Source organism: Dryocola clanedunensis, assembly GCF_038405435.1.
Taxonomy (GTDB): domain Bacteria; phylum Pseudomonadota; class Gammaproteobacteria; order Enterobacterales; family Enterobacteriaceae; genus Dryocola; species Dryocola clanedunensis_A.
Genome location: NZ_JBBYHZ010000002.1, coordinates 718281 through 740288, shown reverse-complemented (window position 1 = coordinate 740288; position 22008 = coordinate 718281). Strand labels below are relative to the sequence as shown.

The 22008-nt window shown below is 51.4% G+C and carries 22 protein-coding genes, 1 pseudogene and 1 other annotated feature; of the genes and pseudogenes, 17 read left to right on the top strand and 6 right to left on the bottom strand.

Annotation, left to right across the window (positions count from 1 at the left end):
• Window positions 1–208: 208 nt before the first annotated feature.
• From AAE045_RS07465 to AAE045_RS07455, 3 genes and pseudogenes are all read left to right on the top strand, one after another.
• Window positions 209–2875 (top strand): autotransporter domain-containing protein, encoded by a 2667-nt coding sequence (locus AAE045_RS07465; protein ID WP_455547155.1) that lies wholly within the window; start codon window positions 209–211, stop codon window positions 2873–2875.
• A gap of 206 nt (window positions 2876–3081) precedes the next feature.
• Window positions 3082–3162: pseudogene (locus AAE045_RS07460) on the top strand (DUF4113 domain-containing protein); the annotation flags it as partial.
• A 412-nt stretch (window positions 3163–3574) separates the two neighbouring features.
• Window positions 3575–4369, top strand: a complete 795-nt coding sequence (locus AAE045_RS07455; protein WP_455547154.1) for a hypothetical protein — start codon at window positions 3575–3577, stop codon at window positions 4367–4369.
• A 230-nt stretch (window positions 4370–4599) separates the two neighbouring features.
• On the opposite strand, the gene AAE045_RS07450 is transcribed toward AAE045_RS07455, so the two are convergent.
• The 4 genes from AAE045_RS07450 to AAE045_RS07435 form a co-directional block, all read right to left on the bottom strand.
• A complete protein-coding gene (locus AAE045_RS07450) occupies window positions 4600–5580 on the bottom strand; it encodes an arsenic resistance protein (protein ID WP_455547153.1) in 981 nt (326 codons plus the stop codon).
• 49 nt (window positions 5581–5629) lie between these two features.
• Window positions 5630–5956, bottom strand: a complete 327-nt coding sequence (locus tag AAE045_RS07445; RefSeq protein WP_455547152.1) for an ArsR/SmtB family transcription factor — start codon at window positions 5954–5956, stop codon at window positions 5630–5632.
• 472 nt (window positions 5957–6428) lie between these two features.
• Window positions 6429–6770, bottom strand: a complete 342-nt coding sequence (locus AAE045_RS07440; protein WP_455547151.1) for a DHCW motif cupin fold protein — start codon at window positions 6768–6770, stop codon at window positions 6429–6431.
• Window positions 6771–6992: 222 nt separating this feature from the next.
• A complete protein-coding gene (locus AAE045_RS07435) occupies window positions 6993–7673 on the bottom strand; it encodes an SOS response-associated peptidase (protein ID WP_455547182.1) in 681 nt (226 codons plus the stop codon).
• Window positions 7674–7966: 293 nt separating this feature from the next.
• Here AAE045_RS07435 and thrS point away from each other — a divergent pair, with 293 nt between their 5' ends.
• The 9 genes from thrS to btuC all read left to right on the top strand — a co-directional run bounded on the left by thrS (window position 7967) and on the right by btuC (window position 16216).
• Window positions 7967–9895: a threonine--tRNA ligase gene (gene thrS / locus AAE045_RS07430; RefSeq protein WP_455547150.1), complete on the top strand. Its 1929-nt coding sequence runs from the start codon at window positions 7967–7969 to the stop codon at window positions 9893–9895.
• 3 nt (window positions 9896–9898) lie between these two features.
• Window positions 9899–10441, top strand: a complete 543-nt coding sequence (infC, locus tag AAE045_RS07425) for a translation initiation factor IF-3 (protein WP_455547181.1) — start codon at window positions 9899–9901, stop codon at window positions 10439–10441.
• A 94-nt stretch (window positions 10442–10535) separates the two neighbouring features.
• Entirely contained in the window at window positions 10536–10733 is a 198-nt protein-coding gene (gene rpmI / locus AAE045_RS07420) for a 50S ribosomal protein L35 (protein WP_005968897.1), read from the top strand.
• 43 nt (window positions 10734–10776) lie between these two features.
• A complete protein-coding gene (gene rplT / locus AAE045_RS07415; protein ID WP_000124849.1) occupies window positions 10777–11133 on the top strand; it encodes a 50S ribosomal protein L20 in 357 nt (118 codons plus the stop codon).
• Window positions 11134–11250: 117 nt separating this feature from the next.
• Window positions 11251–11374: a sequence feature (Phe leader region), on the top strand.
• Window positions 11256–11300: a pheST operon leader peptide PheM gene (gene pheM / locus AAE045_RS07410; protein WP_106120997.1), complete on the top strand. Its 45-nt coding sequence runs from the start codon at window positions 11256–11258 to the stop codon at window positions 11298–11300. (Overlaps the previous feature by 45 nt.)
• A 59-nt stretch (window positions 11375–11433) precedes the next feature.
• Window positions 11434–12417, top strand: coding sequence for a phenylalanine--tRNA ligase subunit alpha (pheS, locus tag AAE045_RS07405; protein WP_455547149.1), 984 nt, complete (start codon window positions 11434–11436; stop codon window positions 12415–12417).
• Window positions 12418–12431: 14 nt separating this feature from the next.
• The gene (pheT, locus tag AAE045_RS07400; protein ID WP_455547148.1) at window positions 12432–14819 is read left to right on the top strand and encodes a phenylalanine--tRNA ligase subunit beta; all 2388 of its coding nucleotides are present in this window, start codon (window positions 12432–12434) and stop codon (window positions 14817–14819) included.
• Window positions 14820–14823: 4 nt separating this feature from the next.
• Window positions 14824–15123 (top strand): integration host factor subunit alpha, encoded by a 300-nt coding sequence (gene ihfA / locus AAE045_RS07395; RefSeq protein WP_001229265.1) that lies wholly within the window; start codon window positions 14824–14826, stop codon window positions 15121–15123.
• A gap of 112 nt (window positions 15124–15235) precedes the next feature.
• A complete protein-coding gene (gene btuC, locus AAE045_RS07390; protein ID WP_455547147.1) occupies window positions 15236–16216 on the top strand; it encodes a vitamin B12 ABC transporter permease BtuC in 981 nt (326 codons plus the stop codon).
• A 36-nt stretch (window positions 16217–16252) separates the two neighbouring features.
• Here btuC and AAE045_RS07385 read toward each other — a convergent pair whose 3' ends face one another.
• Complete coding sequence (locus AAE045_RS07385) at window positions 16253–17122, bottom strand: glycerophosphodiester phosphodiesterase family protein (RefSeq protein WP_455547146.1); 870 nt, start codon at window positions 17120–17122, stop codon at window positions 16253–16255.
• A gap of 222 nt (window positions 17123–17344) precedes the next feature.
• Window positions 17345–18037 (bottom strand): B3/B4 domain-containing protein, encoded by a 693-nt coding sequence (locus AAE045_RS07380; RefSeq protein WP_455547145.1) that lies wholly within the window; start codon window positions 18035–18037, stop codon window positions 17345–17347.
• Between the two features lie 174 nt (window positions 18038–18211).
• Between AAE045_RS07380 and AAE045_RS07375 the strand changes: the two genes are divergently transcribed.
• The 5 genes from AAE045_RS07375 (at window position 18212) to AAE045_RS07355 (ending at window position 21946) form a co-directional block, all read left to right on the top strand.
• Window positions 18212–18760, top strand: coding sequence for a glutathione peroxidase (locus AAE045_RS07375; protein WP_455547144.1), 549 nt, complete (start codon window positions 18212–18214; stop codon window positions 18758–18760).
• Window positions 18761–18763: 3 nt separating this feature from the next.
• Window positions 18764–19519 carry a vitamin B12 ABC transporter ATP-binding protein BtuD gene (gene btuD, locus AAE045_RS07370; protein WP_455547143.1) on the top strand — a complete coding sequence of 252 codons (756 nt, stop codon included), beginning with the start codon at window positions 18764–18766 and terminating at the stop codon, window positions 19517–19519.
• 69 nt (window positions 19520–19588) lie between these two features.
• Window positions 19589–20050, top strand: coding sequence for an NlpC/P60 family protein (locus AAE045_RS07365; protein WP_455547142.1), 462 nt, complete (start codon window positions 19589–19591; stop codon window positions 20048–20050).
• A 35-nt stretch (window positions 20051–20085) separates the two neighbouring features.
• The gene (locus AAE045_RS07360; RefSeq protein WP_455547141.1) at window positions 20086–21060 is read left to right on the top strand and encodes a LacI family DNA-binding transcriptional regulator; all 975 of its coding nucleotides are present in this window, start codon (window positions 20086–20088) and stop codon (window positions 21058–21060) included.
• A gap of 169 nt (window positions 21061–21229) precedes the next feature.
• On the top strand, window positions 21230–21946 hold the full coding sequence (locus AAE045_RS07355) for an EAL domain-containing protein (RefSeq protein ID WP_455547140.1): 717 nt from the start codon (window positions 21230–21232) through the stop codon (window positions 21944–21946).
• Window positions 21947–22008: the final 62 nt, after the last annotated feature.

Here is a 22008-nt window from a genome sequence, read left to right as displayed (position 1 = left end):
GGCTACACACCGATGCAGCATATTCAACGCATGACCTGATTCTACTTATTATCTCCGCTAAAAATGGGGGGATTACCCAGGTATCTGAGTGTTCATCGACATAAATATGAAAAGCCATATAATATATGTGTCTTTGATTTTCTTTGCTGAGCATGACTAATGAGAAGGTTATTAGACTATATTCACTCAGTATGTTTAAAGTTTTTTTATGCGTGTTGAGGATGAAAAGTTGAAAAGAAGAATGAAATTGTTTCTGTTCAGCGGGTTAGCTAGTAGTTATAGCTTGTTGAACCCTGTGATTGCTGTGGCCGCTTGTAGTCCCGGAGTAGGTAATGGTGTGAGTATAACCTGTGATGGTACGATTAATACGCCGCAATCCTTTACAGATGCTAATGGCATCACAGCGACGATTATTGCCCGCACTCAAATCGCGGTTACTGGGCAAAATACGCCCGCTTTGTTTTTTGATACTTCGTCTAGCATGCTTGAAAATCAAGGCAATATTGTGACTGATGCTATTACCAGTGATGGTATTGCTTTAGAAACTCTTAGAGACTTCACTTTGATCAATGCCGGCGCTGTAGGGACGTCGGGCAGCAATTCTAATGCTATCCATCTTTCTGGAGTGTTTGACAGTACCATAACGAACGATGGAGGGTTGAACACTAGGGGGAACGTCAGTGCAGGTATCCTGTTGGATGCCAATATTGGTAATAATATTATAAATAACAGCGGTGCAATCACCACTGCAGGTGCCCAATCTCATGGTATTTGGATAACTGGAGAAAGTCGTGACATCGCGGTTAACAATAGCGGAAGTATTACGGCAAGTGGCCCCAGCGGTTCCGGTATCTTCGTTGATACCGCAACAACCCTTGCATCAGATGTCGCGGTGATGAACAGTTCGTCAGGGGTGATCTATTCTGATACTGACGATGGTATTAACTTTAGCCGTAGTTCAACAGGGACCATTGATAACGCTGGTGTGATCGAAGCGGCAGACAGTGGCATTTCATTACAGGACAATGCGCAAGTTTCACGCATAATTAACGACGGAATTATTGCAGCCGGGCGCGGAGGAATTACCTTTGATGATAATAGCGGAACGGATTTATTACTCAACCGCGGTGTTATTGGCTCCATTGAGGGGGATGCAATACGTGTGAGTGAAACCAGCACCGTTACCAACGGTATAAACAACCAGGGCATCATCATCGGTCGCGTTGATGCTCCTACAACCAACATGAGTAACAGCGGCCTGTTTGATTTGCTCAATAACAATTCTCCCTCAAGAGTCAGCAACTATAGTCAATCTTCAGATGCTTTTTTGGCTCTGCAGGCCAAGAATGCAACAAACTATGGGCAATTGCAGGTTGGTGGAGCGGCTTCGCTAGCAGGTAAAACAGTTGTTGTGACCAACGGTAGCCTAGACTTTAGCAATGGAGATATGCTTCGTGATGTGGTGACCGCCTCGAGTGTCATAGGCACACCTACTTCAGTGATCGACGACTCTCTGCGCTACCAGTTTGTACAGGAGCAGACACCCACCAGTTACTCATTACGCATCGTCGATACCGGACTTACTTCCGTCCAAACGGCGGTTACAACTCAAACCAAATCTCCAGTAGTTTCACGTTTCGGTGGCGCGATAGACCAGATTATTGTCAATACTACTTCAGATAATACAGGCACCAATCCGGGCACGGATCCAGGAACCAATCCGGGCACGGATCCTGGTACCAATCCTGGTTCAAACCCTGGCTCAGTTGGCAACGGTAACACCGCTGCTGTAGCAGGAAGTTCATCTGGATATTGTTCTGGCGCGTTAGGAGCGACGATTTGCGCCATCACCTCCTCATCCAATGCACGCGACGTTTATCGTAACGTGGTGCAGTTAGGTCCATTGATGAACGGTATGTTGCCTTATGTAGAGTTAAATAATGCTCGGATGTTTGGCAGTATCGTAGACTCTCGTCAGGATTCCGTACGTGATTTTGGTAAATACGATGAGTTTAACCCAGAGAAATATCTTTGGATCAGGCCAGTAGGTCGCTGGGATAATCAGGAACAACGTGACGGGCTGGATGGTTACAAATCGGATACACGCGGCATAGCCATTGGTGCTGATGTGCCGGTATTGGAACAGGCTCGCGTTGGGGTGGCTGTGGGCACCAGTCGTACCGATGTTCAGGATACGTCAGATGATTTCCGTCATGATGCTCAGATTGAAAGCTGGAACACCTTACTGTATGGCAGTTTTGACTTTACTCCCGCTACAGCCCTGACATGGAAAGCGGGATATGGTCGTGACAAAGTTGATGGTAATCGGTATCTAAATATCCTCAATCCTTCCTCGTCTGACCTTGCTTTTGGCGGCGTAGCGCGTTCCAGCTATGATAGCCATAACCTTCAGGCTGGAATCGGCTTACAAAGCATTTTCAAACTTACGGACAAAATGACCCTGACGCCGACTGTGCGTGGAGACTACTACCGTATCAAGGATAAAGGCTATAAAGAGAAAAACGCCAGCGATCTGGGTCTGGAGGTGGATGGACAGACTATTGAAGCGATGATTGTCTCCACCAAGGCTAAGCTTGGCTTAGAGCTGTCGAACATTGTCGCTGTGCATGCGACTGCCGGGGTTGGGTATGACACGATCAACGATCGTAGCGCAAACCGAATCGCTTTTATAGGCAGCCCTGATACTCCGCTTATTTACCAAAGCATGGAGCAAAGCCCGTGGATTGGTATGGCGGGAGTAGGCGTGACCGCTAAGTTCACAAACCAGTTGGATGGTACGGTTCAATACGATGCAGAACAACGTTCTGATTTCTTTAGCCAAAGTATTGCTGTAAAGGTGCGTTACGCATTCTGAGTGCAATCTCATAAAAGCCATCCGCTTCCGCAGGTGGCTTTATTCCCAGCTTCCTCAAAGAAAGTTAATAATAGGAGTATTAGCTATTTATGCCTAAGTTGAGTATTTGCTATGACAGCATATTAAGAAGTTGAAGGTATTCATGGCTGCTAACCCTGCTTTGTTATTCACTACAACAGCAACAGCAACAGCAACAGCAACAGCAACAGCAACAGTGGCAGATTAAGCGGGACATGCTCTCGCCGCAGTATACCACCAGGTATTCAGATTTGATGGTGGTTAACTAACTTGCTGTAGGTGAAGTTTGTTCTGACTATCTGCTTTGTGCCAGAAGCGGCCATTGCTGGCATCTATCTGCATCAACCGGTGGCGAGCATATTTGTGGTCAGGGTCAGATAAATGCATTACTAACATCATGATGTATCAATCAACAGGGAGTAAATCCATGCTTACAATATCAGCCAGTTTAGTTTTCCTGGCGGCGTGGCATAAGCGCTTCCAACGAGTAAACTCGATAAGAAATAGAAAGCATTTGATGACCGCTGGCGCCCATTGGATGTGGATGATTGTCTGAAACTGCGCTGGCGCTTTAAACTGGTGTGGTTGGTATGGAAATGAACGCTAATGCTAACAGCAAATACAAACAGGCTGGGTATTATGAAATCAAATTCACCATCAAACAATCCTAAGGTTTGTATAATGCAAAAACGACAGACAGTGGCTTACACCGTATTTTTTCTGACGATACTCTCTTTTCAGGCCAGTGCTGCTGTGAGCTCTGTTAAAAGCAGTGAAGAAAAGCAGGATGACGATCCCACTAAAGTAACAACGAAGGTTGGGGTTTCGTGGTCAGATAATTACGATTTTGATGACAGCAACGTCTCGTTTTCTGCTTCATGGGCATTTGATGAAGCAAGAAAGTTAAACGCAAGGGTCAACAGCGACGCGAGTGAATGGCGAGTCGGTGGTTCATGGCTTTTTCCGATTGGTATATTTAATTTTAACTTTGGCAAAAATGAGTACACCAGTGGTGCATCACAAAACAACTATTCGGTGGGGACATTTATCCCGCTCAGTGCTTTTGGTATTGAACCTGCCGGATTCCAGATCTTCCCGATGGCTGGCTACACCTACAACACCGGAGACGAAATTGAATGCGGTGGCGGTAAATGTGCAGAGCCAGAATTTAACGGGGATCTCTCCCCTGAAAATGGTTTTGTGAGCACAGATGCCTCCGGTAGCAGCGGGTATGCTGGCGTCTTCATTCTTAAGCCATTGACCAGCAACATGCGTCTGTTAAGTTTCCTGGCGGGGTCGTATGGTTCTAAAAACGATGACGGCGACAATTACAAAGGCTATTTCGGCGGCGTGGGGCTAGGATACTCAATAACTAAGCATCAATCCGTTAAAACATTCACCTTTGTCCAGGACAATAACACGTATCTTGACGAAGCCGATAAGCGCGTACTTGCGGCCTATAGCTGGCAGTTTTGAAAAACTTACGTTTAACTTCAGACTTCCCTCTGGCTATTCTGGTTCATAGCCGCCGGGATGTTTAATATCATTGCCGCATCAAATAAGTGTGTCCGCTCCTCACTCAGTGCTGCCGAAAATTTTCCAGAGGCAGATAAGTGCCAGAAGCGGACATTCTGACTGAGCCTTTCGAAAAGGCTCAGTCGTAAGAACAGAGAAGGTTCAGGTTAACTTATTCAGTCCAGATTCTTTTAGGGGTAGTTACGCCCTAGCTTTGGAATCAAACGTACATATATTAATTCGCTAAGCAATTCAACCATGGTCTGGGCGACGATGACCGCGGGCAGAACTGGCACGGCTCCAGGCACCGCCAGAGCAAGCGGTAGTATCACCAGTGAGTTCCGTGTTGCACTGCTAAAAGCTATTGCTCTCCCGGCTTTTGATTCCAGACGAAAAATCTTAGCCATACCCCATCCGCATAAAGGCGCTAGCGCAGCAAAAGCCACATAGACAGGCACCGCCTGTACAGCAACAGCCCATGCCTGTCCCAGCTGCGGCAGCATGGCGGATAGAACGATGAAAAGAACTGCTGCAGTCGCCGGAACGGGCAGCAGACCAAGACCCTCGGATATGTTTTGCGCTAAATGGCTTTTCCGGGCCACAAACTGTGTTAACGCAGCAAGCAGCAGGGGAATAGCAATAAGCCAGATAAATGCATGAATAAACGGCGCGGGTTGCACCAGTTCGGATGCATTTTCTCCAAGAAATAAACGCAGATAGATCGGAAGCAACAGGATCTGCGCGATAAGCAATACCGGTGTAGAAGCCAGTAAAAGACGGGCATCCGCACGGCCAAGCTGCGAAAACGTCACTACGTAATCAATACAGGGGGTAAGCAGGACCAAAAGTACGCCGAGGATAAGCATCGGATTATTCGGAAGAAAACTGACCAGCACAGCAACAAGAATCGGTACCAACAGGAAATTAGTCAGCAAAAGAGGCAGAATGAAACGCACTCTCGTAAACGCAGTTCCAAGTTCAGCCACAGGAACCTGAAGAAAGGTAACATAGAGCATCAGAGCGAGCGCGGGATTGATAGCACTTTCCAGAGGGGCTGTGCCTGACAGAATAAATGCCGAAAAGCATCCGGCTGCCACAGCGAAGAAGTAAATGGCAACCTGACCATGTTCCAGCCAGTCCCTAATCGCTGCTGCTTTATTTACTGTTTGCAAAGGTTAAATCCTTTTATTTTGGTTTGATGTGACTGTAAAAAAGCGATGTTCAGGCATTATTTTCAGACTCTGTTGGCATACCGGTACATTTAGAAAATAATTCGATGGCCTGATCGCAATAGCGGCAATGCCCCTGACAGCAGTCATGCATCAGGAAAGCCACTAAATCGGCCAGGCTCGCCCAGCAGGCGCTGTAAATAATCGATTTGCCTTCGCGGCGGCTGGCGATAAGTCCGGCGTGCTCAAGTTCTTTAAGATGAAAAGACACCCTAGAGGGGGATGAGGCGTCAAGGGTTGCAGCAATGGCGCCTGCGGACATACCATCTGCTCCCGCCACAACAAGCATTCTCACTATTCTGAGTCGAGATTCATTCATGTGCCAGCGCTGATAAAGCTATAAGTGCTCTGGTTTGCTCCATTGCAATTCTTCATTTCATGAATATGTGAAATGAAGGCTATTTTATTTCGAATATTTTTACCAGCGGTTACCGCCATTGAGACTGCCTAAGTGGCCGTAATGGAGGATGACTTAGGCAAAATCGCAGTCTTTGTCCGGCTCTCCAGACATACTTATAGCGTTCTGGTTCAGAACATCGCTTTGGCAACCGGGGCAAGGCAGTGCTTCTGGTCCTGAAAATTACCGGAATGGCCCCATATGAATGGCCGTATTCGCGGACGTGGTTGCAAGTCTGCTCGTGGTAGTAAACGTGCTGCGCCTGTAGCGTAAGTAACCGGCTCAGTTGCACATCAGGTCTGTCGGGCAGCGTCCGCTCCTCGCTCAGTGCAGACCTGTTGTCTCTTCAATCTGTTGCGTGAAGCGGGCTGACACAATGACTCCAACATACGAATCAGTCCACAATAAAGAGTTTTGCGCCTGTCGTAGTTCTGGACTGATGTGGCTCCGCGTTATCACCAACCTGATAACTCATCCCCGCACTTAAAATGAATTTACGACCATCTTCGAGCATTGTTTCTAGTTCTCCCTCCATGCAGAAAAGGACATGCCCTTTTTGGCACCAATGGTCTGCAAGATAACCTGGGGTATATTCAACCATACGCACACGGATTTGATTGGGTTTCTGACCAAAGTGTTGCGTGCGCCAGTAAGCCATACCTGTTTCTCCTGGGTGCTCTGTTCTTTCGACTTCACTCCAGTTGGTCGTGCCAAAAGCAAATACCTCAAAATTCATTTTGTTGCCCTTCGATATTAAGTAAGATCTCTCATGTTCAGACTAAAGCGATTTAACGATATGAAAAAGTAATTTTTAAATCAAAACATTAAATGTCAAATGTGGTAAGAAAGTTGAAAGTTGTGCAGATTATTTATCTGTTCAGGGATCTACACAATTAAACGGCAGCGGTTACAGATAATGTCCGCGCCTGCTCAAATAAGACGTGATTAGTGCATAAATTTAAATTGGTTGAACGATTGGCTTGATGAGTTCTGGCCCCTGCTTTTTAACGTTGCCTATAGCTCGCATCACGGGGCGCCAGATAAATTTATCTGCATCTACAGAGCCATCCTCAGCTACTTCACTGGCTTCTTTCCCGCCTAAATCCTGCCTCATCCATTCACGTGCTGCTTCTGGTGACAGCACCAGTGGCCGCCGATCATGAATATCAACCAGGCCCTTGTCGGCTGCCGCAGTGACAATCAGAAAGCCCTCCGCCTCGTCTCCTCGTTCAAACGGAATACTGCCGATTGCTGCCATGAAAATTGGTTGCCCGTCGGCACGGTGAATGAAGTAGGGCTGTTTCTTATCGCCTTCTTTTTTCCATTCAAACCAGCCGTCAGCAAAGCAGATCGCCCGGCCATGCTGCCATAGCGCCTTGAACATTCTGCTGGTCGCGGCTGTTTCGACCCTGGCATTAATCAGCGGCGGCTTATCCCACCAACCCGGCGCGTACGACCAGATCACCGGATCGAGGTGTAAAGATTCATCTCGTTCGGATAGTAGTAAGACACGGCTGCCGGGCGCTACGTTATAGCGACCAATCGGCTCGGGATCGTATGGTATGTCGCGTTCAGCTTCTTCAGCTAAATAAGCAAGATATTCTTCACGTGTTTGCGCTTGAGCAAATCGTCCGCACATGGTCACCTCCCAACATAATCCGAAAGTATAGAAGTACATCGTGTACATAGCGCATTTGCTGTCGGTTCATCCTGTTGCAATCAAGTTCCGCCTTTATCCCTCTTTCAATGACGTGTACTATTGCCTTGTGTAATCAGCAGGCGGATGTGGGTACATTTGGTATTTTGTACACTACGATGTACACAGTTTGCAGAGTGAAGCATTCAACCCATCCCAACCTAATGATTAATCTAAACTAAATAAAATTGTATGTGATCTTACGTGTGGGTCACCACTGCAAATAAGGACTTATCATGCCCGTTATTACTCTTCCTGATGGCAGCCAACGCCATTACGACCACGCTGTTAGCCCGCTGGATGTCGCTCTTGATATCGGTCCTGGTCTCGCCAAAGCCTGTATCGCAGGCCGTGTAGACGGTGAGCTGGTTGACGCATCCGATATGATTGACCACGATGCAAAACTCGCCATCATCACCGTAAAAGATGAGGCCGGTTTAGAAATCCTGCGTCACTCCTGCGCCCACCTGCTGGGCCATGCTATTAAACAGCTGTGGCCACATACCAAAATGGCGATTGGCCCGGTTATCGACAACGGTTTTTACTACGACGTCGATCTTGACCACACCCTGACCCAGGAAGATCTTGAGCTGCTCGAAAAGCGTATGCACGAGCTGGCTGATAAAGATTACGATGTCATCAAGAAGAAGGTGAGCTGGCACGAAGCGCGCGAAACTTTCGTCAACCGTGGCGAAAGCTACAAGGTTGCTATTCTTGATGAAAACATCAGCCATGATGACCAGCCAGGTCTGTATCATCATGAAGAATACGTTGATATGTGCCGCGGCCCGCACGTACCGAATATGCGTTTCTGCCATCATTTCAAACTGCAGAAAACCTCCGGTGCCTACTGGCGTGGCGACAGCAACAATAAAATGCTGCAGCGTATCTACGGCACCGCATGGGCAGATAAAAAACAACTCAATGCCTATCTGCAGCGTCTGGAAGAAGCGTCCAAGCGTGACCACCGTAAAATTGGTAAGCAGCTCGACCTGTATCACATGCAGGAAGAAGCCCCGGGCATGGTGTTCTGGCACAATGACGGCTGGACTATCTTCCGCGAACTGGAAGTCTTTGTGCGCTCCAAGCTCAAAGAATATCAGTATCAGGAAGTAAAAGGCCCGTTCATGATGGACCGTGTGCTGTGGGAAAAAACCGGCCACTGGGACAACTACAAAGATGCGATGTTCACCACTTCTTCCGAGAACCGTGAATACTGCATCAAGCCGATGAACTGCCCGGGCCACGTACAAATCTTCAACCAGGGGCTGAAATCCTACCGTGATCTGCCATTGCGTATGGCCGAGTTCGGCAGCTGCCACCGTAACGAACCCTCAGGTGCGCTTCATGGTTTGATGCGCGTACGTGGTTTTACCCAGGATGATGCGCACGTTTTCTGTACAGAAGACCAGGTTCGTGATGAGGTGAACAGCTGTATTCGCATGGTTTATGACATGTACAGCACCTTCGGTTTCGAAAAAATCGTCGTAAAACTGTCCACTCGTCCAGAAAAACGCATCGGTACCGACGAAATGTGGGATCGTGCAGAAGCTGACCTTGCGGTCGCGCTTCAGGAGAACGAAATCCCGTTTGATTACCAACCGGGTGAGGGCGCGTTTTACGGTCCGAAGATTGAATTTACCCTGTATGATTGCCTCGATCGTGCATGGCAGTGCGGTACCGTCCAGCTGGACTTCTCCCTGCCGTCGCGTCTAAATGCGTCGTACATCGGCGAAAACAACGAAAAATTGGTGCCGGTTATGATTCACCGCGCCATTCTCGGTTCCATGGAAAGGTTTATCGGTATCCTCACCGAAGAGTTCGCTGGGTTCTTCCCAACCTGGCTTGCTCCGGTCCAGGCAGTGGTCATGAATATCACTGATGGACAGTCTGAATACGTTAACGAATTGACCCGTAAACTACAAAATGCAGGCATTCGAGTAAAAGCAGACTTGAGAAATGAGAAGATAGGCTTTAAAATCCGTGAACACACGTTGCGTCGTGTCCCTTATATGTTGGTTTGTGGCGACAAAGAGGTCGAAGCAGGCAAAGTTGCCGTTCGTACCCGTCGTGGCAAAGATCTAGGGAGCATGGACGTAAACGAATTGATTGAAAAGCTGCAGCAAGAGATCCGCAGCCGCAATCTAAATCAACTGGAGGAATAAAGTATTAAAGGCGGAAAAAGAGTTCAACCGGCGCGTCCTAATCGCATTAACAGAGAAATTCGTGCCACTGAGGTTCGTCTAACAGGTGTAGACGGCGAGCAGCTAGGTATTGTCAGTCTGAATGAAGCTTTAGAAAAAGCCGAAGAGGCTGGGGTTGATTTAGTAGAAATCAGTCCTAATGCCGAACCGCCTGTTTGCCGCATCATGGATTACGGCAAGTTCCTCTACGAAAAAAGCAAATCTTCTAAGGAACAGAAGAAAAAGCAAAAAGTTATTCAGGTTAAGGAAATCAAATTCCGACCTGGCACAGACGATGGCGACTACCAGGTAAAACTCCGCAGCCTGGTTCGCTTTCTGGAAGAGGGTGATAAAGCTAAGATCACGCTGCGTTTCCGCGGTCGTGAGATGGCTCACCAGCAGATCGGTATGGAAGTGCTTAACCGCGTCCGTGACGATCTGAGTGAACTGGCAGTGGTCGAATCCTTCCCATCGAAGATCGAAGGCCGCCAGATGATCATGGTGCTCGCTCCGAAGAAGAAACAGTAAGGCACACAAGTAACAGTTCCGGTGGGGCTCGCCTCGCCGGATTTGTTCGCCTTCTGGTTCGTTTAATTAACAATGCGAAGTGGAAAGTAATCAAATGCCAAAGATTAAAACAGTACGCGGCGCCGCTAAGCGCTTCAAAAAGACCGCCGGTGGTGGTTTTAAGCGTAAGCACGCTAACCTGCGTCACATTCTGACTAAAAAGTCTACTAAGCGTAAACGTCATCTGCGTCCAAAAGGCATGGTCTCCAAAGGGGATCTGGGTCTTGTTATCGCATGTCTGCCGTACGCATAAGCAACTTTTTAATTTTTTCAGAATATAGAACAGGAGAGCTAATATGGCTCGCGTAAAACGTGGTGTAATCGCACGTGCTCGTCACAAAAAAATCCTCAAACAAGCTAAAGGCTACTACGGTGCGCGTTCTCGCGTATACCGCGTTGCCTTCCAGGCTGTTATCAAAGCTGGTCAGTATGCTTACCGTGACCGTCGTCAACGTAAGCGTCAGTTCCGCCAGCTGTGGATTGCACGTATCAACGCTGCAGCTCGTCAGAACGGTATCTCTTACAGCAAATTCATCAACGGCCTGAAAAAAGCCTCTGTTGAAATTGACCGTAAGATCCTGGCTGACATCGCGGTATTCGACAAAGTGGCATTCTCTGCCCTGGTCGAAAAAGCGAAAGCAGCTCTGGCGTAAGCCAGTTATCAGAGGGAGCCTGTCTCCCTCTTTTAATTTCTAACCAAATCAATATATTGACATTTCAGGTGTGAGGCCTTTCAATACACCCAACGAAATCGTTAATTAAGGTAACTGCAAGCATGAATGCTGCTATTTTCCGTTTCTTTTTTTACTTTAGCGCCTGACTCAGGGGGCTTTGCGCGTAAGAGAAGAAACGAAAAACAGCGCTGAAAGCCTCCTTTGTGGAGGCTTTTTTTTTGCATGTCGAATTCACAGAGACAAACTACTCCGGTAAGTTACCGGCACAAGAGGAATACCATGCCACATCTCGCAGAGCTGGTTGCCAGTGCAACGGCCGCCATAAACGAGGCCCAGGATGTTGCCGCGTTAGACACCGTACGCGTCGAATATTTAGGGAAGAAAGGGCACCTGACCCTTCAGATGACCACCCTGCGTGAGCTGCCGGCAGAAGAGCGTCCGGCGGCAGGGGCTGTTATCAACGAAGCGAAAGAGCAGGTGCAGGAAGCGTTAAACGCCCGTAAAGCGGCACTTGAAAGTGCTGCGCTGAATGCCCGTCTGGCTCAGGAGACCATTGATGTCTCCCTGCCGGGCCGCCGCATTGAGAACGGCGGCTTACATCCTGTCACCCGTACTATCGACAGAATCGAGACGTTCTTTGGCGAGCTTGGCTTTAACGTGGCTACCGGTCCTGAGATCGAAGATGACTATCATAACTTCGACGCGCTGAATATTCCGGGTCACCACCCGGCGCGTGCGGACCATGACACCTTCTGGTTCGACGCTAAGCGTCTGCTGCGCACTCAGACCTCCGGCGTGCAGATCCGCACCATGAAGGATAAGCAGCCGCCGATCCGCATTATCGCGCCGGGCCGCGTCTACCGTAACGATTACGACCAGACCCACACCCCGATGTTCCATCAGATGGAAGGGCTGATCGTTGATAAAAACATCAGCTTCACCAACCTGAAGGGGACGCTGCACGACTTCCTGAATAACTTCTTCGAAGACGATCTGCAGATCCGCTTCCGCCCTTCCTATTTCCCGTTCACTGAACCGTCCGCGGAAGTCGACGTAATGGGCAAAAACGGCAAATGGCTTGAAGTGTTAGGCTGCGGCATGGTGCACCCGAACGTTCTGCGTAACGTGGGTATCGATCCGGAAGTTTACTCCGGCTTCGCCTTTGGGATGGGGATGGAGCGTCTGACCATGCTGCGCTATGGCGTGACCGACCTGCGTGCCTTCTTCGAAAATGACTTACGTTTCCTCAAACAGTTTAAATAAGGGCGGGATAGCCAATGAAATTCAGTGAACTCTGGTTACGCGAATGGGTAAACCCAGCCAACAGCAGCGAAGCGCTTTCCGATCAAATCACCATGGCAGGCCTGGAAGTTGACGGCGTTGACGCCGTTGCTGGCGCGTTCCACGGCGTGGTTGTGGGTGAAGTCGTTGAATGCGGTCAGCATCCTAACGCGGACAAACTGCGCGTCACAAAAGTTAACGTAGGCGGCGACCGCCTGCTGGACATCGTCTGCGGCGCGCCAAACTGCCGTCAGGGGCTGAAGGTTGCGGTTGCTACCGTCGGCGCTGTGCTGCCGGGCGATTTTAAAATCAAAGCGGCCAAGCTTCGCGGTGAACCGTCTGAAGGCATGCTGTGCTCTTTCTCCGAGCTGGGTATTTCTGACGACCATAACGGCATTATTGAGCTGCCAGCAGATGCGCCAGTCGGAACCGACATCCGCGAATTCCTGAAGCTTGACGACAACACTATTGAAATCAGCGTTACGCCAAACCGTGCGGACTGCCTGGGTATCATCGGCGTTGCGCGTGACGTTGCCGTGCTGAACAAGCTGCCGCTGGTAGAGCCGGAGATGGCTCCGGTGGCTGCGACCATCAGCGATACTATCGCGATTAAAATCGATGCACCTGAAGCGTGTCCGCGCTATCTGGGCCGCGTAGTTAAAGGCATCAACGTTAAAGCACCTACACCTCTATGGATGAAAGAAAAGCTGCGCCGCTGCGGCATTCGCTCCATCGACGCAGTGGTTGACGTGACCAACTACGTCCTGCTGGAGCTTGGTCAGCCAATGCACGCTTTTGACCTGGATCGCATTGACGGCGGTATCGTGGTTCGCATGGCGGAAGAGGGGGAAACCCTGACCCTGCTTGATGGCAACGAAGCAAAACTAAAAGCGGATACGCTGGTTATTGCAGACCATAACAAAGCGCTGGCCATGGGCGGCATCTTCGGCGGCGAGCACTCCGGCGTGAATGATGAAACCCAGAACGTCCTGCTGGAATGCGCGTTCTTTAGCCCGCTGTCCATCACCGGCCGGGCGCGCCGCCACGGTCTGCACACCGATGCCTCTCACCGCTACGAACGCGGCGTGGATTCTGCGCTGCAATATAAAGCGATGGAGCGTGCAACCCGTCTGCTGATCGATCTGTGCGGCGGCGAAGCAGGCCCGGTTATCGACGTAACCAGCGAAGCGCATCTGCCAAAAGCCGCCACTATTACGCTGCGCCGCAGCAAACTGGATCGCCTGATTGGCCATCACATCGATGACGCGCAGGTAAGCGACATTCTGCGCCGTCTGGGCTGTGAAGTGACCGAGGGCCAGGATCAATGGACCGCCGTGGCGCCAAGCTGGCGTTTCGACATGCAGATTGAAGAAGATCTGGTGGAAGAAGTGGCCCGCGTCTATGGTTATAACAATATCCCGGACGAGCCGGTGCAGGCTGGTCTGATTATGGGCAGCCACCGTGAAGCGGATCTCTCCCTGAAGCGCGTGAAAACCATGCTGGTGGACAAAGGCTATCAGGAAGTGATCACCTATAGCTTCGTGGATCCAAAAATTCAGCAGCTGCTGCACCCGGGTGAAGAGAACCTGATCCTGCCAAGCCCAATCTCCAGCGAGATGTCGGCGATGCGTCTTTCTCTGCTGACCGGCTTGCTCAATACGGTTGTTTACAACCAGAACCGCCAGCAGAGCCGTGCGCGTATCTTCGAATCGGGCCTGCGCTTTGTTCCTGATACGCAGGCAGACCTTGGCATCCGCCAGGATCTTATGCTGGCAGGGGCCATCTGCGGCAACCGCTATGAAGAACACTGGGATCTGGCGCGCAATACCGTCGACTTCTATGATTTGAAGGGCGATCTTGAGTCTATTCTTGATCTGACGGGCAAGCTTTCTGATATCGAATTCAGGGTGGCGAGCAACCCGGCCCTGCATCCAGGCCAAAGCGCTGCCATTTATTTATTGGGCGAATACGTTGGTTTCATTGGCGTTGTCCATCCGGAGCTGGAACGTAAGCTTTCCCTCAACGGCCGTACGCTGGTCTTTGAACTGCTGTGGAACAAGGTCGCAGACCGCGTGGTGCCTGATGCGCAGGAAATTTCTCGCTTCCCGGCAAACCGCCGCGACATCGCTGTGGTGGTGGCTGAAAACGTTCCCGCAGCAGATATTTTGGTCGAGTGTAAGAAAGTTGGCGCAAATCAGGTAGTTGGCGTAAACTTGTTTGATGTGTACCGTGGCAAGGGCGTAGCCGAAGGTTATAAGAGCCTGGCCATCAGCCTTATCCTTCAGGATACCGGCCGTACACTCGAAGAAGAGGAGATTGCCGCTACCGTTGCAAAATGCGTAGAGGCATTAAAAGAGCGATTCCAGGCATCATTGAGGGATTGAACGTATGGCGCTTACAAAAGCTGAAATGTCAGAATATCTGTTTGATAAGCTTGGGCTTAGCAAACGAGACGCTAAAGAGCTGGTAGAGCTGTTTTTTGAAGAGATCCGTCGCGCTCTGGAAAACGGCGAGCAGGTTAAACTATCAGGTTTTGGCAATTTTGACTTACGCGATAAAAACCAACGTCCCGGGCGTAACCCGAAGACCGGTGAAGACATTCCTATCACGGCCCGCCGTGTGGTGACGTTCCGACCTGGTCAGAAGTTGAAGAGTCGGGTTGAAAACGCGTCGCCAAAAGACGAGTAACCTGAGTTAACCAAAAAGGCCGCTGATGCGGCCTTTTTCTTTGCTTGTTCTTTCCAACATTCAGCCCGTAAAATCAACGGCCTGACCGCCACCTTATGGATCCGCCAGCCTGATGCTCACTTTTGTCACCCGCCAGCGACGCCTTGAACGCTTCTGGCTTATTACTTTGCTGGTGACGCTGATCGCCATGAGCGTACTAAGCCTGTGCGCGGGGGACCAGTGGTTCGCACCGCAGCGCTGGCTGAATGATGACGCGCAAATCTTTGTCTGGCAAATACGTTTACCGCGCACCCTCGCCGTGCTGCTGGTGGGGGCAGCGCTGGCGATTTCCGGCACTATTATGCAGGCGCTGTTTGAAAACCCCCTTGCGGAACCGGGACTGCTCGGCGTCTCTAACGGCGCTGGCGTAGCGCTAATTGCCGGCGTGCTGCTTGGGCAGGGCATGCTGCCGACGTGGGTTCTGGGCCTGTGCGCCATCGCTGGTGCTTTGCTGATTACGCTCATTCTGCTGCGTTTTTCCCGTCGTCACCTGTCTACCAGCCGTTTACTGCTGGCGGGCGTGGCGCTGGGGATTATCTGCAGCGCGCTGATGACGTGGGCCGTTTACTTCAGCAGCAGTCTGGACCTGCGCCAGCTGATGTACTGGATGATGGGCGGCTTTGGCGGCGTGGACTGGAGCCAGTGGTGGCTGATGGTCACGCTGCTGCCGGTTATGGCCTGGCTGTGCCGCAGCTACGCGCCGCTAAACCTGATGGCCCTGGGGGAGACGTCGGCCCGTCAGCTCGGCCTGTCCGTCTGGATGTGGCGCAATATTCTGGTGATTGCCACCGGCTGGCTGGTTGGGGTAAGCGTGGCGCTTGCGGGCGCTATTGGATTTATTGGCCTGGTGATCCCGCATATGCTGCGCCTGAAGGGGCTGACCGATCACCGGGTTCTGTTGCCCGCCAGCGCCCTGGCGGGGGCTACGGCGTTGCTGGGGGCAGACGTTATTGCCCGTCTGGCCCTGACGTCCGCCGAGCTGCCGATTGGGGTGGTGACGGCTACTCTCGGTGCCCCGGTGTTCATTGGTTTGTTGCTGAAGTCCGGCCGTTAAACTGCCATCCGCCGGGGGGCAGATGGCAGGATAAAATCAGCGCTGCCTGTTTTTAAACGCCGCCGGGGAGTCAACCAGCACGCCATCGGCCCCCAGCTCTGACGCCTTCTGGAAATCTTCCGGCGTGTTGACGCCGAACAGGATGATGTGCGCGCCGCCTGCGGCCCTGAAACAGTCCATGGCTTCTTTATCCCAGCTCAGAATGGCTCTGGAATGGCCCTCGCCGAGGGTGAATTTCTCCACGACGTCGACCTCGCGTTTCAGCTCAAGGCCATACCAGCGGTCGCTCTTTTCACTCGCGGGAATGCTGCACTGGTGGTTCATCGTAATATTGGCAAGCGCCGTGCGGGTAGCATCCCTGCTGGCGAAGCGGGCGATATCAGCGGGCAGGGCATTAAGATATTTTTCATCCGTGGAATAGACGCGGGTGCGGCCGATGCTGTGGGTTTTCTTTAATACCGCCTCAAGCGCTGCGGCCATTTTATCCGGCGCGGCGTCCGGGGATTTTATATCAAGAAAGAAAAAAGTATCCGTCCATTTTTTCAGAACGCTTTCCAGCGCTGGAATGCCGTTACCCTTGTTGCGGTAAAGGAAGTCTGGTTTACCAAAGGAATAACCAGCATCAAGTTTATTCAGCTGTGCGGCCGTATAGGATGATACCGGGCCGGTTGCGTTGGTCAGCGCTTTTAAATCTGCCGGGCGGTAGAGGACAGGGACGCCGTCCTTCGAGAGTTGCACGGTGATCCATACGGCATCAGCTTTGTTATCCAGCGCCTTACCTATTGCGGTAAGCGTGTTCTCTGGCGCATCTCCCGTGCCGCCGCGGTGGGCGACTATCATCGGGCTGGCGTGAACCACGGCGGCGGAGCTTAATAATAAAAGGCCCATAAGCGGTCTACAATTCATGATATATCCTTATTTTCTACAGTGATAAATAACCTCGGTCCTGCTTATTCAGTAGCGTTTATATTGATAATGGATGGGTATAAGCGTGTCTATATATTTATTTATAAGGCGCATGAAATGCTGCGCATCGGAAATATAAGCATTGAGGCGGTGATTGGATTTGGTGAAATATATAGATAATGGTGATTAATTAGCGGCCGCCTGAACAGGCGGCCTGAGCGTTTACCCTTCGGCGCTGAGATACTGCGTTGTGATAATAGCCCCTGGCATCATGCTGTGCAGACCGGCAATAAATTCTTCCCCCGCCTGCTGCAGGGCTTCCTGTGGCATAGCCGGCAGGCTTTCAAGAATAAACCACATATGCCGCGCCTTAGAGTCCAGGCGGGTTCTGATACCCTGGCGCCAGTTCCAGCGGCGGCAGGTTACGCCTTTATCATCCCGCCAGATAACTTCACCGGCATCCGGAGACTCAACGGTAGGTTCGCCTTCCTTCATGATATCAAACGCTTCGTTACCTTCCGCAAAAGTAAGGCGCGGGTTGCCCACGTAGGCCTCACTATTTTCACCGCCAACGGGCAGGGCGTAACGAATGCTGATGGCGTTATAAAGGTCGACCACGGGATCTATGGCGGGCAGGTCGCCGTCTTTCAGGACGCGTTTGCGCAGCGCATCGGCAGAGTTTGGCGTGCGCTTCGGCTTAGCGCCAAAGGCTTTGAACACCTCGTGCCAGGCGTCCAGGTGGGCTGCCGCCCAGGGAACATCATTTTCAACGACGTCTTTACACGCCTGTTTTAAAGCGGCCTCTGCCACTTCCGGGTGAAGAAGCGGAGCGGCTTCAACGAGGATGCTCAATGCCCTGAAACCAGGCGCAATGCGGCTAAGGGACGGATCGATGGAAGGTGAAAAGGTGCTCATGGACTTTTCCTGTCTTTGATGATTGAAGTTATTCACTATTTTAGCCCCGGCGAGGGTAAAAAAACCAAAAAACCTTTGCCGCTATAGCTATTATTAAAGGCCGGATGGTAGCTTAGCAGGCTACCGGTCTGTTACCGGGTTCCACCTCACCGCGCGAAACATTAAGGGGATGCTATGCAGGATATTCTGAACACCGAGATCAAAACCATTGATGGTGAAACGACGACGCTTGAGCGCTGGAAGGGAAATGTGCTGCTGCTGGTCAACGTCGCTTCAAAGTGCGGCCTGACCGCGCAGTACGAGCAGCTGGAAAATATTCATAAGGCCTGGGCAGACAGAGGGTTTACCGTACTCGGATTCCCGTGCAACCAGTTTCTGGGCCAGGAGCCCGGCAGTGATGAAGAGATTAAAACCTTCTGCAGCACGACCTACGGCGTAACATTCCCTATGTTCAGCAAGCTGGAAGTAAACGGTGAAAACCGCCACCCGCTGTATCAGAAGCTGATCGAAGCGGCACCGACAGCTGTCGCACCTGAAGAGAGCGGTTTTTACGAACGCCTGAGCAGCAAAGGCCGTGCGCCACTCTACCCGGACGATATTCTTTGGAACTTTGAAAAGTTCCTGGTCGGTCGCGACGGACAGGTCGTGCAGCGTTTCTCGCCGGATATGACGCCGGAAGATCCTATCGTCATGGAAGCCATCAAAATGGCGCTAGCGAAATAAACTATGCCGCTTTTGCAGTTAACGGATGTCGGGGTTGCCGGAAGGCTTGGCCCCATCACTGCCTCGGTAAAGCCCGGCGAACTGGTTCACCTTGTCGGGCCTAACGGCGCGGGTAAAAGCACCCTCATTACTCGTTTAGCGGGGCTGTCCTCAGGGGAAGGGGAGATTGTTTTCAAGGAGCAGCCGCTGGCGGAGTGGTCTCCTTTAGAACTTTCCCGCAGCCGCGCGTATCTCACGCAACAGCAGCTCCCTCCCTTTGCCATGCCGGTCTGGCACTATCTGCAGCTGCATCAGGCGGCAAAGCAGGCGGAAAGCGTCATGCTGCGGCTGGTGGAGGCCTTCTGGCTTACGGACAAGCTCAACCGGCCGGTGAATCAGCTTTCCGGAGGAGAGTGGCAAAGGGTGCGCCTGGCGGCAGTGATCCTCCAGATTCATCCAGACGTTAATTCGCAGGGAAGCCTGCTGCTGCTGGATGAGCCGATGAACAGCCTGGACGTGGCGCAGCAGGCGGCGCTGGACCGTCAGCTAATGGCGCTATGCGAGTCAGGCATCGCGGTCATAATGAGCAGCCACGATCTCAACCATTCCCTGCGCCATGCCCATACTGCCTGGCTGTTAAAGGCAGGTAAAATGGTTGCGCAGGGCGCACGAGACGACGTTCTTACTCCGCAACATTTAGCAAAAGCCTACAACATGCATTTCAGACGGTTACAAATTGAGGGGCATAGTATGCTGATTACGCCGCTTTCCGGGGGCTAAAACTTGCATCAATTCATAGGTAAGCGCTAAATTACAGACAATTATAAACGCTTAGGATTAGCCTGAAAAATGCGCGTATGGCTTATAGCAGTGGCATGTCTGATACTCGCAGGGTGTAGTCATCACGCTCCGCCGCCGAATGGGCGACTTTCAGACTCAATAACGGTAATAGCAAAACTCAACGACCAGCTAAGCGGCTGGCGAGGCACGCCATACCGATACGGCGGGATGAGCCGTCATGGCGTCGACTGTTCAGGATTTGTGTTAACCACGTTCCGTGACCAGTTTGACCTGCAGCTTCCGCGCGAAACCAGCGCACAGGCCGAAATAGGCACGGAAATCGATAAAAGTGATTTGCTGCCCGGCGATTTAGTCTTCTTCAAAACCGGAGCCGGAGAGAGCGGGCTGCACGTCGGCATCTACGACACCGACAATCAGTTTATCCATGCCTCCACCAGCCGGGGCGTAATGCGCTCTTCATTGGATAACGTCTACTGGCGGAAAAAGTTCTGGCAGGCCCGCCGCATCTGATTCGGCGAGTCGCACATTTGGTGTAAAGGGGCCTGATGATTACTCTGGAAGATGTTGCCGCACGCGCAGGGGTTTCCCGCGCTACCGTTTCACGGGTGGTGAATGGTGACACTAACGTCAGGGCCCAGACGCGCCTCATCGTCGAAACGGCTGTTGCTGAACTCGGCTATTCCCCTAATCCGGCCGCCCGCGCGCTGGCCTCCAGCCAGAGTAATACGCTCGGGCTGGTCACCACCAATTATCGCGGCGGCTTCTTCGGCGCGCTGATGGATACCGTGCAGAGCGAAACCGAGCTTCACGGTATGCAGCTGCTGGTGACACAGGGGCGTAGTTCTGCCGAAAATGAGCTGGGAGCTATTCAGCGGTTATATAATTTGCGCTGCGATGGGCTGGTTCTGCATATTCGCGCCCTTGAAGATGAGGCTTTGCTGAAGCTTGCGGAGCAGGGGCGCAAATTTGTGGTTCTGGATCGCGAGGTGGCAGGGCTTGAGGATCGCTGTGTGGTCTTCGATCACCGCAGCGCAAGCGAGCTGGCCACCCAGGTCTTTATTAACGGCGGGCATACCAGAATTGCCTGTCTGCACGGCCCCACCAGCCGGGCCTCCAGCCTGCTGCGCAGGCAGGGCTTTCTGGACGCCATGCATAACGCCGGTCTGGAGCCTGTCGCGACGCTTGAGGGGGATTATGACATGCCGAGCGGGCATCAGCAGACAACCCTTCTGCTTCAGGAAGCCAGGCCTACGGCGATCTATTGTTGTAATGAAGAGATGGCCCTTGGCGCGATGCTGGCGATTAACGAACGCGGGCTGCGCATCCCGCAGGATATCTCGTTAATCTGCTACGACAGCGGGGAGCGCGCGCCGTTTGTTCGTCCGGCATTAACCAGCGTCCATTTCCCGATTAGCGAAATGGCGCGCTACGCGACGCGGAAATTATTGAATGAGCACTGTGAGAAAGAAAGTTTCCTGCCGCAGATTGTTCACCGTGATTCCGTGCGGGGCAATCAGTAAAACTAGCCTTAAAGAGGTATCCAGGATAAGCTGAATATAATCTTAAAGGAATAATCTTAAGTATTTCAGGGAAGCAAGTGACCTTAATCCATGTAAAATCAATCCAGTGGATACTGGATGTTCATCGCGCGACGGTGTCGTCCGCCTTTTTAGAATCACGGCTGGCAACATGAACGTCACTCTCGATATTGTTTATCACTCTCAGTTTTATTTTCTGCCGCTGCGAACGCCGGAAGGGCGGCTCTTTGGCGTGGAGCTAATCACTAACTTTGTCGGCGTCGACGCCCCCGTCCGTATTCCAACGGAACTCATTTCCCCTTATATTACTCCTGAACAAGAACTAAAATTGTTTCGCGAAAAATTATCATTGCTCGTGAATTATCAAGATTTCTTTAAGGCTCAGCAACTCGTTACCTGGCTAAATATAAGCGAAGAAATCGTTAATGCTATTCCGGACACCCCGGAACTCATTACCCTTATCGACCAGCTGCCTTTTCTGGCGTTTACTATTACCGAATCTTTTAATGATTTAAATCTCGGTGCCGACAATTTAAAGTTACGCGCGTTCTCCCGGCGGTTCCCGCTGGTGCTGGCTAACTTTGGCGCGGGGGTTATTACGACCAGGCCAATACTCGATGGCCTGTTTACCGCCGTAATGCTGGACCGGGCATTTATTCAAAAACAGCTGCATGCACGCTCTTTCGCGCCGTTTATGCTGGCCATACTTTCTCAGCTGTCGCCTTTCTGTCGCGACATGATAATTGCGGGCATTGATGATGAAGCCGCACTTAACAAAGCGGCTCCCCTGGGGTTCAGTGCCATGCAGGGCGGACTCTGGCCTGCCGTGCCGGCGGATTCGCTTAGTGAACTGATACAGCGGCCCTAAAGACCCTGTAGTCAGACCGTGTTTTATTCCGGGCGTAACCACTACACTATCAGTCAGGAGGA

Excerpts from the sequence above, each read along its gene's own strand:
- AAE045_RS07380 (WP_455547145.1), bottom strand. The coding sequence starts at position 18,037 with ATGAGCACCTTTTCACCTTCCATCGATCCGTCCCTTAGCCGCATTGCG.
- AAE045_RS07440 (WP_455547151.1), bottom strand. The coding sequence starts at position 6,770 with ATGAATTTTGAGGTATTTGCTTTTGGCACGACCAACTGGAGTGAAGTC.
- AAE045_RS07465 (WP_455547155.1), top strand. The coding sequence starts at position 209 with ATGCGTGTTGAGGATGAAAAGTTGAAAAGAAGAATGAAATTGTTTCTG.
- AAE045_RS07375 (WP_455547144.1), top strand. The coding sequence starts at position 18,212 with ATGCAGGATATTCTGAACACCGAGATCAAAACCATTGATGGTGAAACG.
- AAE045_RS07360 (WP_455547141.1), top strand. The coding sequence starts at position 20,086 with ATGATTACTCTGGAAGATGTTGCCGCACGCGCAGGGGTTTCCCGCGCT.
- rpmI (WP_005968897.1), top strand. The coding sequence starts at position 10,536 with ATGCCAAAGATTAAAACAGTACGCGGCGCCGCTAAGCGCTTCAAAAAG.
- pheT (WP_455547148.1), top strand. The coding sequence starts at position 12,432 with ATGAAATTCAGTGAACTCTGGTTACGCGAATGGGTAAACCCAGCCAAC.
- ihfA (WP_001229265.1), top strand. The coding sequence starts at position 14,824 with ATGGCGCTTACAAAAGCTGAAATGTCAGAATATCTGTTTGATAAGCTT.
- thrS (WP_455547150.1), top strand. The coding sequence starts at position 7,967 with ATGCCCGTTATTACTCTTCCTGATGGCAGCCAACGCCATTACGACCAC.
- btuC (WP_455547147.1), top strand. The coding sequence starts at position 15,236 with ATGCTCACTTTTGTCACCCGCCAGCGACGCCTTGAACGCTTCTGGCTT.
- AAE045_RS07365 (WP_455547142.1), top strand. The coding sequence starts at position 19,589 with ATGCGCGTATGGCTTATAGCAGTGGCATGTCTGATACTCGCAGGGTGT.
- AAE045_RS07445 (WP_455547152.1), bottom strand. The coding sequence starts at position 5,956 with ATGAATGAATCTCGACTCAGAATAGTGAGAATGCTTGTTGTGGCGGGA.
- AAE045_RS07355 (WP_455547140.1), top strand. The coding sequence starts at position 21,230 with ATGAACGTCACTCTCGATATTGTTTATCACTCTCAGTTTTATTTTCTG.
- rplT (WP_000124849.1), top strand. The coding sequence starts at position 10,777 with ATGGCTCGCGTAAAACGTGGTGTAATCGCACGTGCTCGTCACAAAAAA.
- AAE045_RS07455 (WP_455547154.1), top strand. The coding sequence starts at position 3,575 with ATGCAAAAACGACAGACAGTGGCTTACACCGTATTTTTTCTGACGATA.
- btuD (WP_455547143.1), top strand. The coding sequence starts at position 18,764 with ATGCCGCTTTTGCAGTTAACGGATGTCGGGGTTGCCGGAAGGCTTGGC.
- pheS (WP_455547149.1), top strand. The coding sequence starts at position 11,434 with ATGCCACATCTCGCAGAGCTGGTTGCCAGTGCAACGGCCGCCATAAAC.
- AAE045_RS07435 (WP_455547182.1), bottom strand. The coding sequence starts at position 7,673 with ATGTGCGGACGATTTGCTCAAGCGCAAACACGTGAAGAATATCTTGCT.
- AAE045_RS07385 (WP_455547146.1), bottom strand. The coding sequence starts at position 17,122 with ATGAATTGTAGACCGCTTATGGGCCTTTTATTATTAAGCTCCGCCGCC.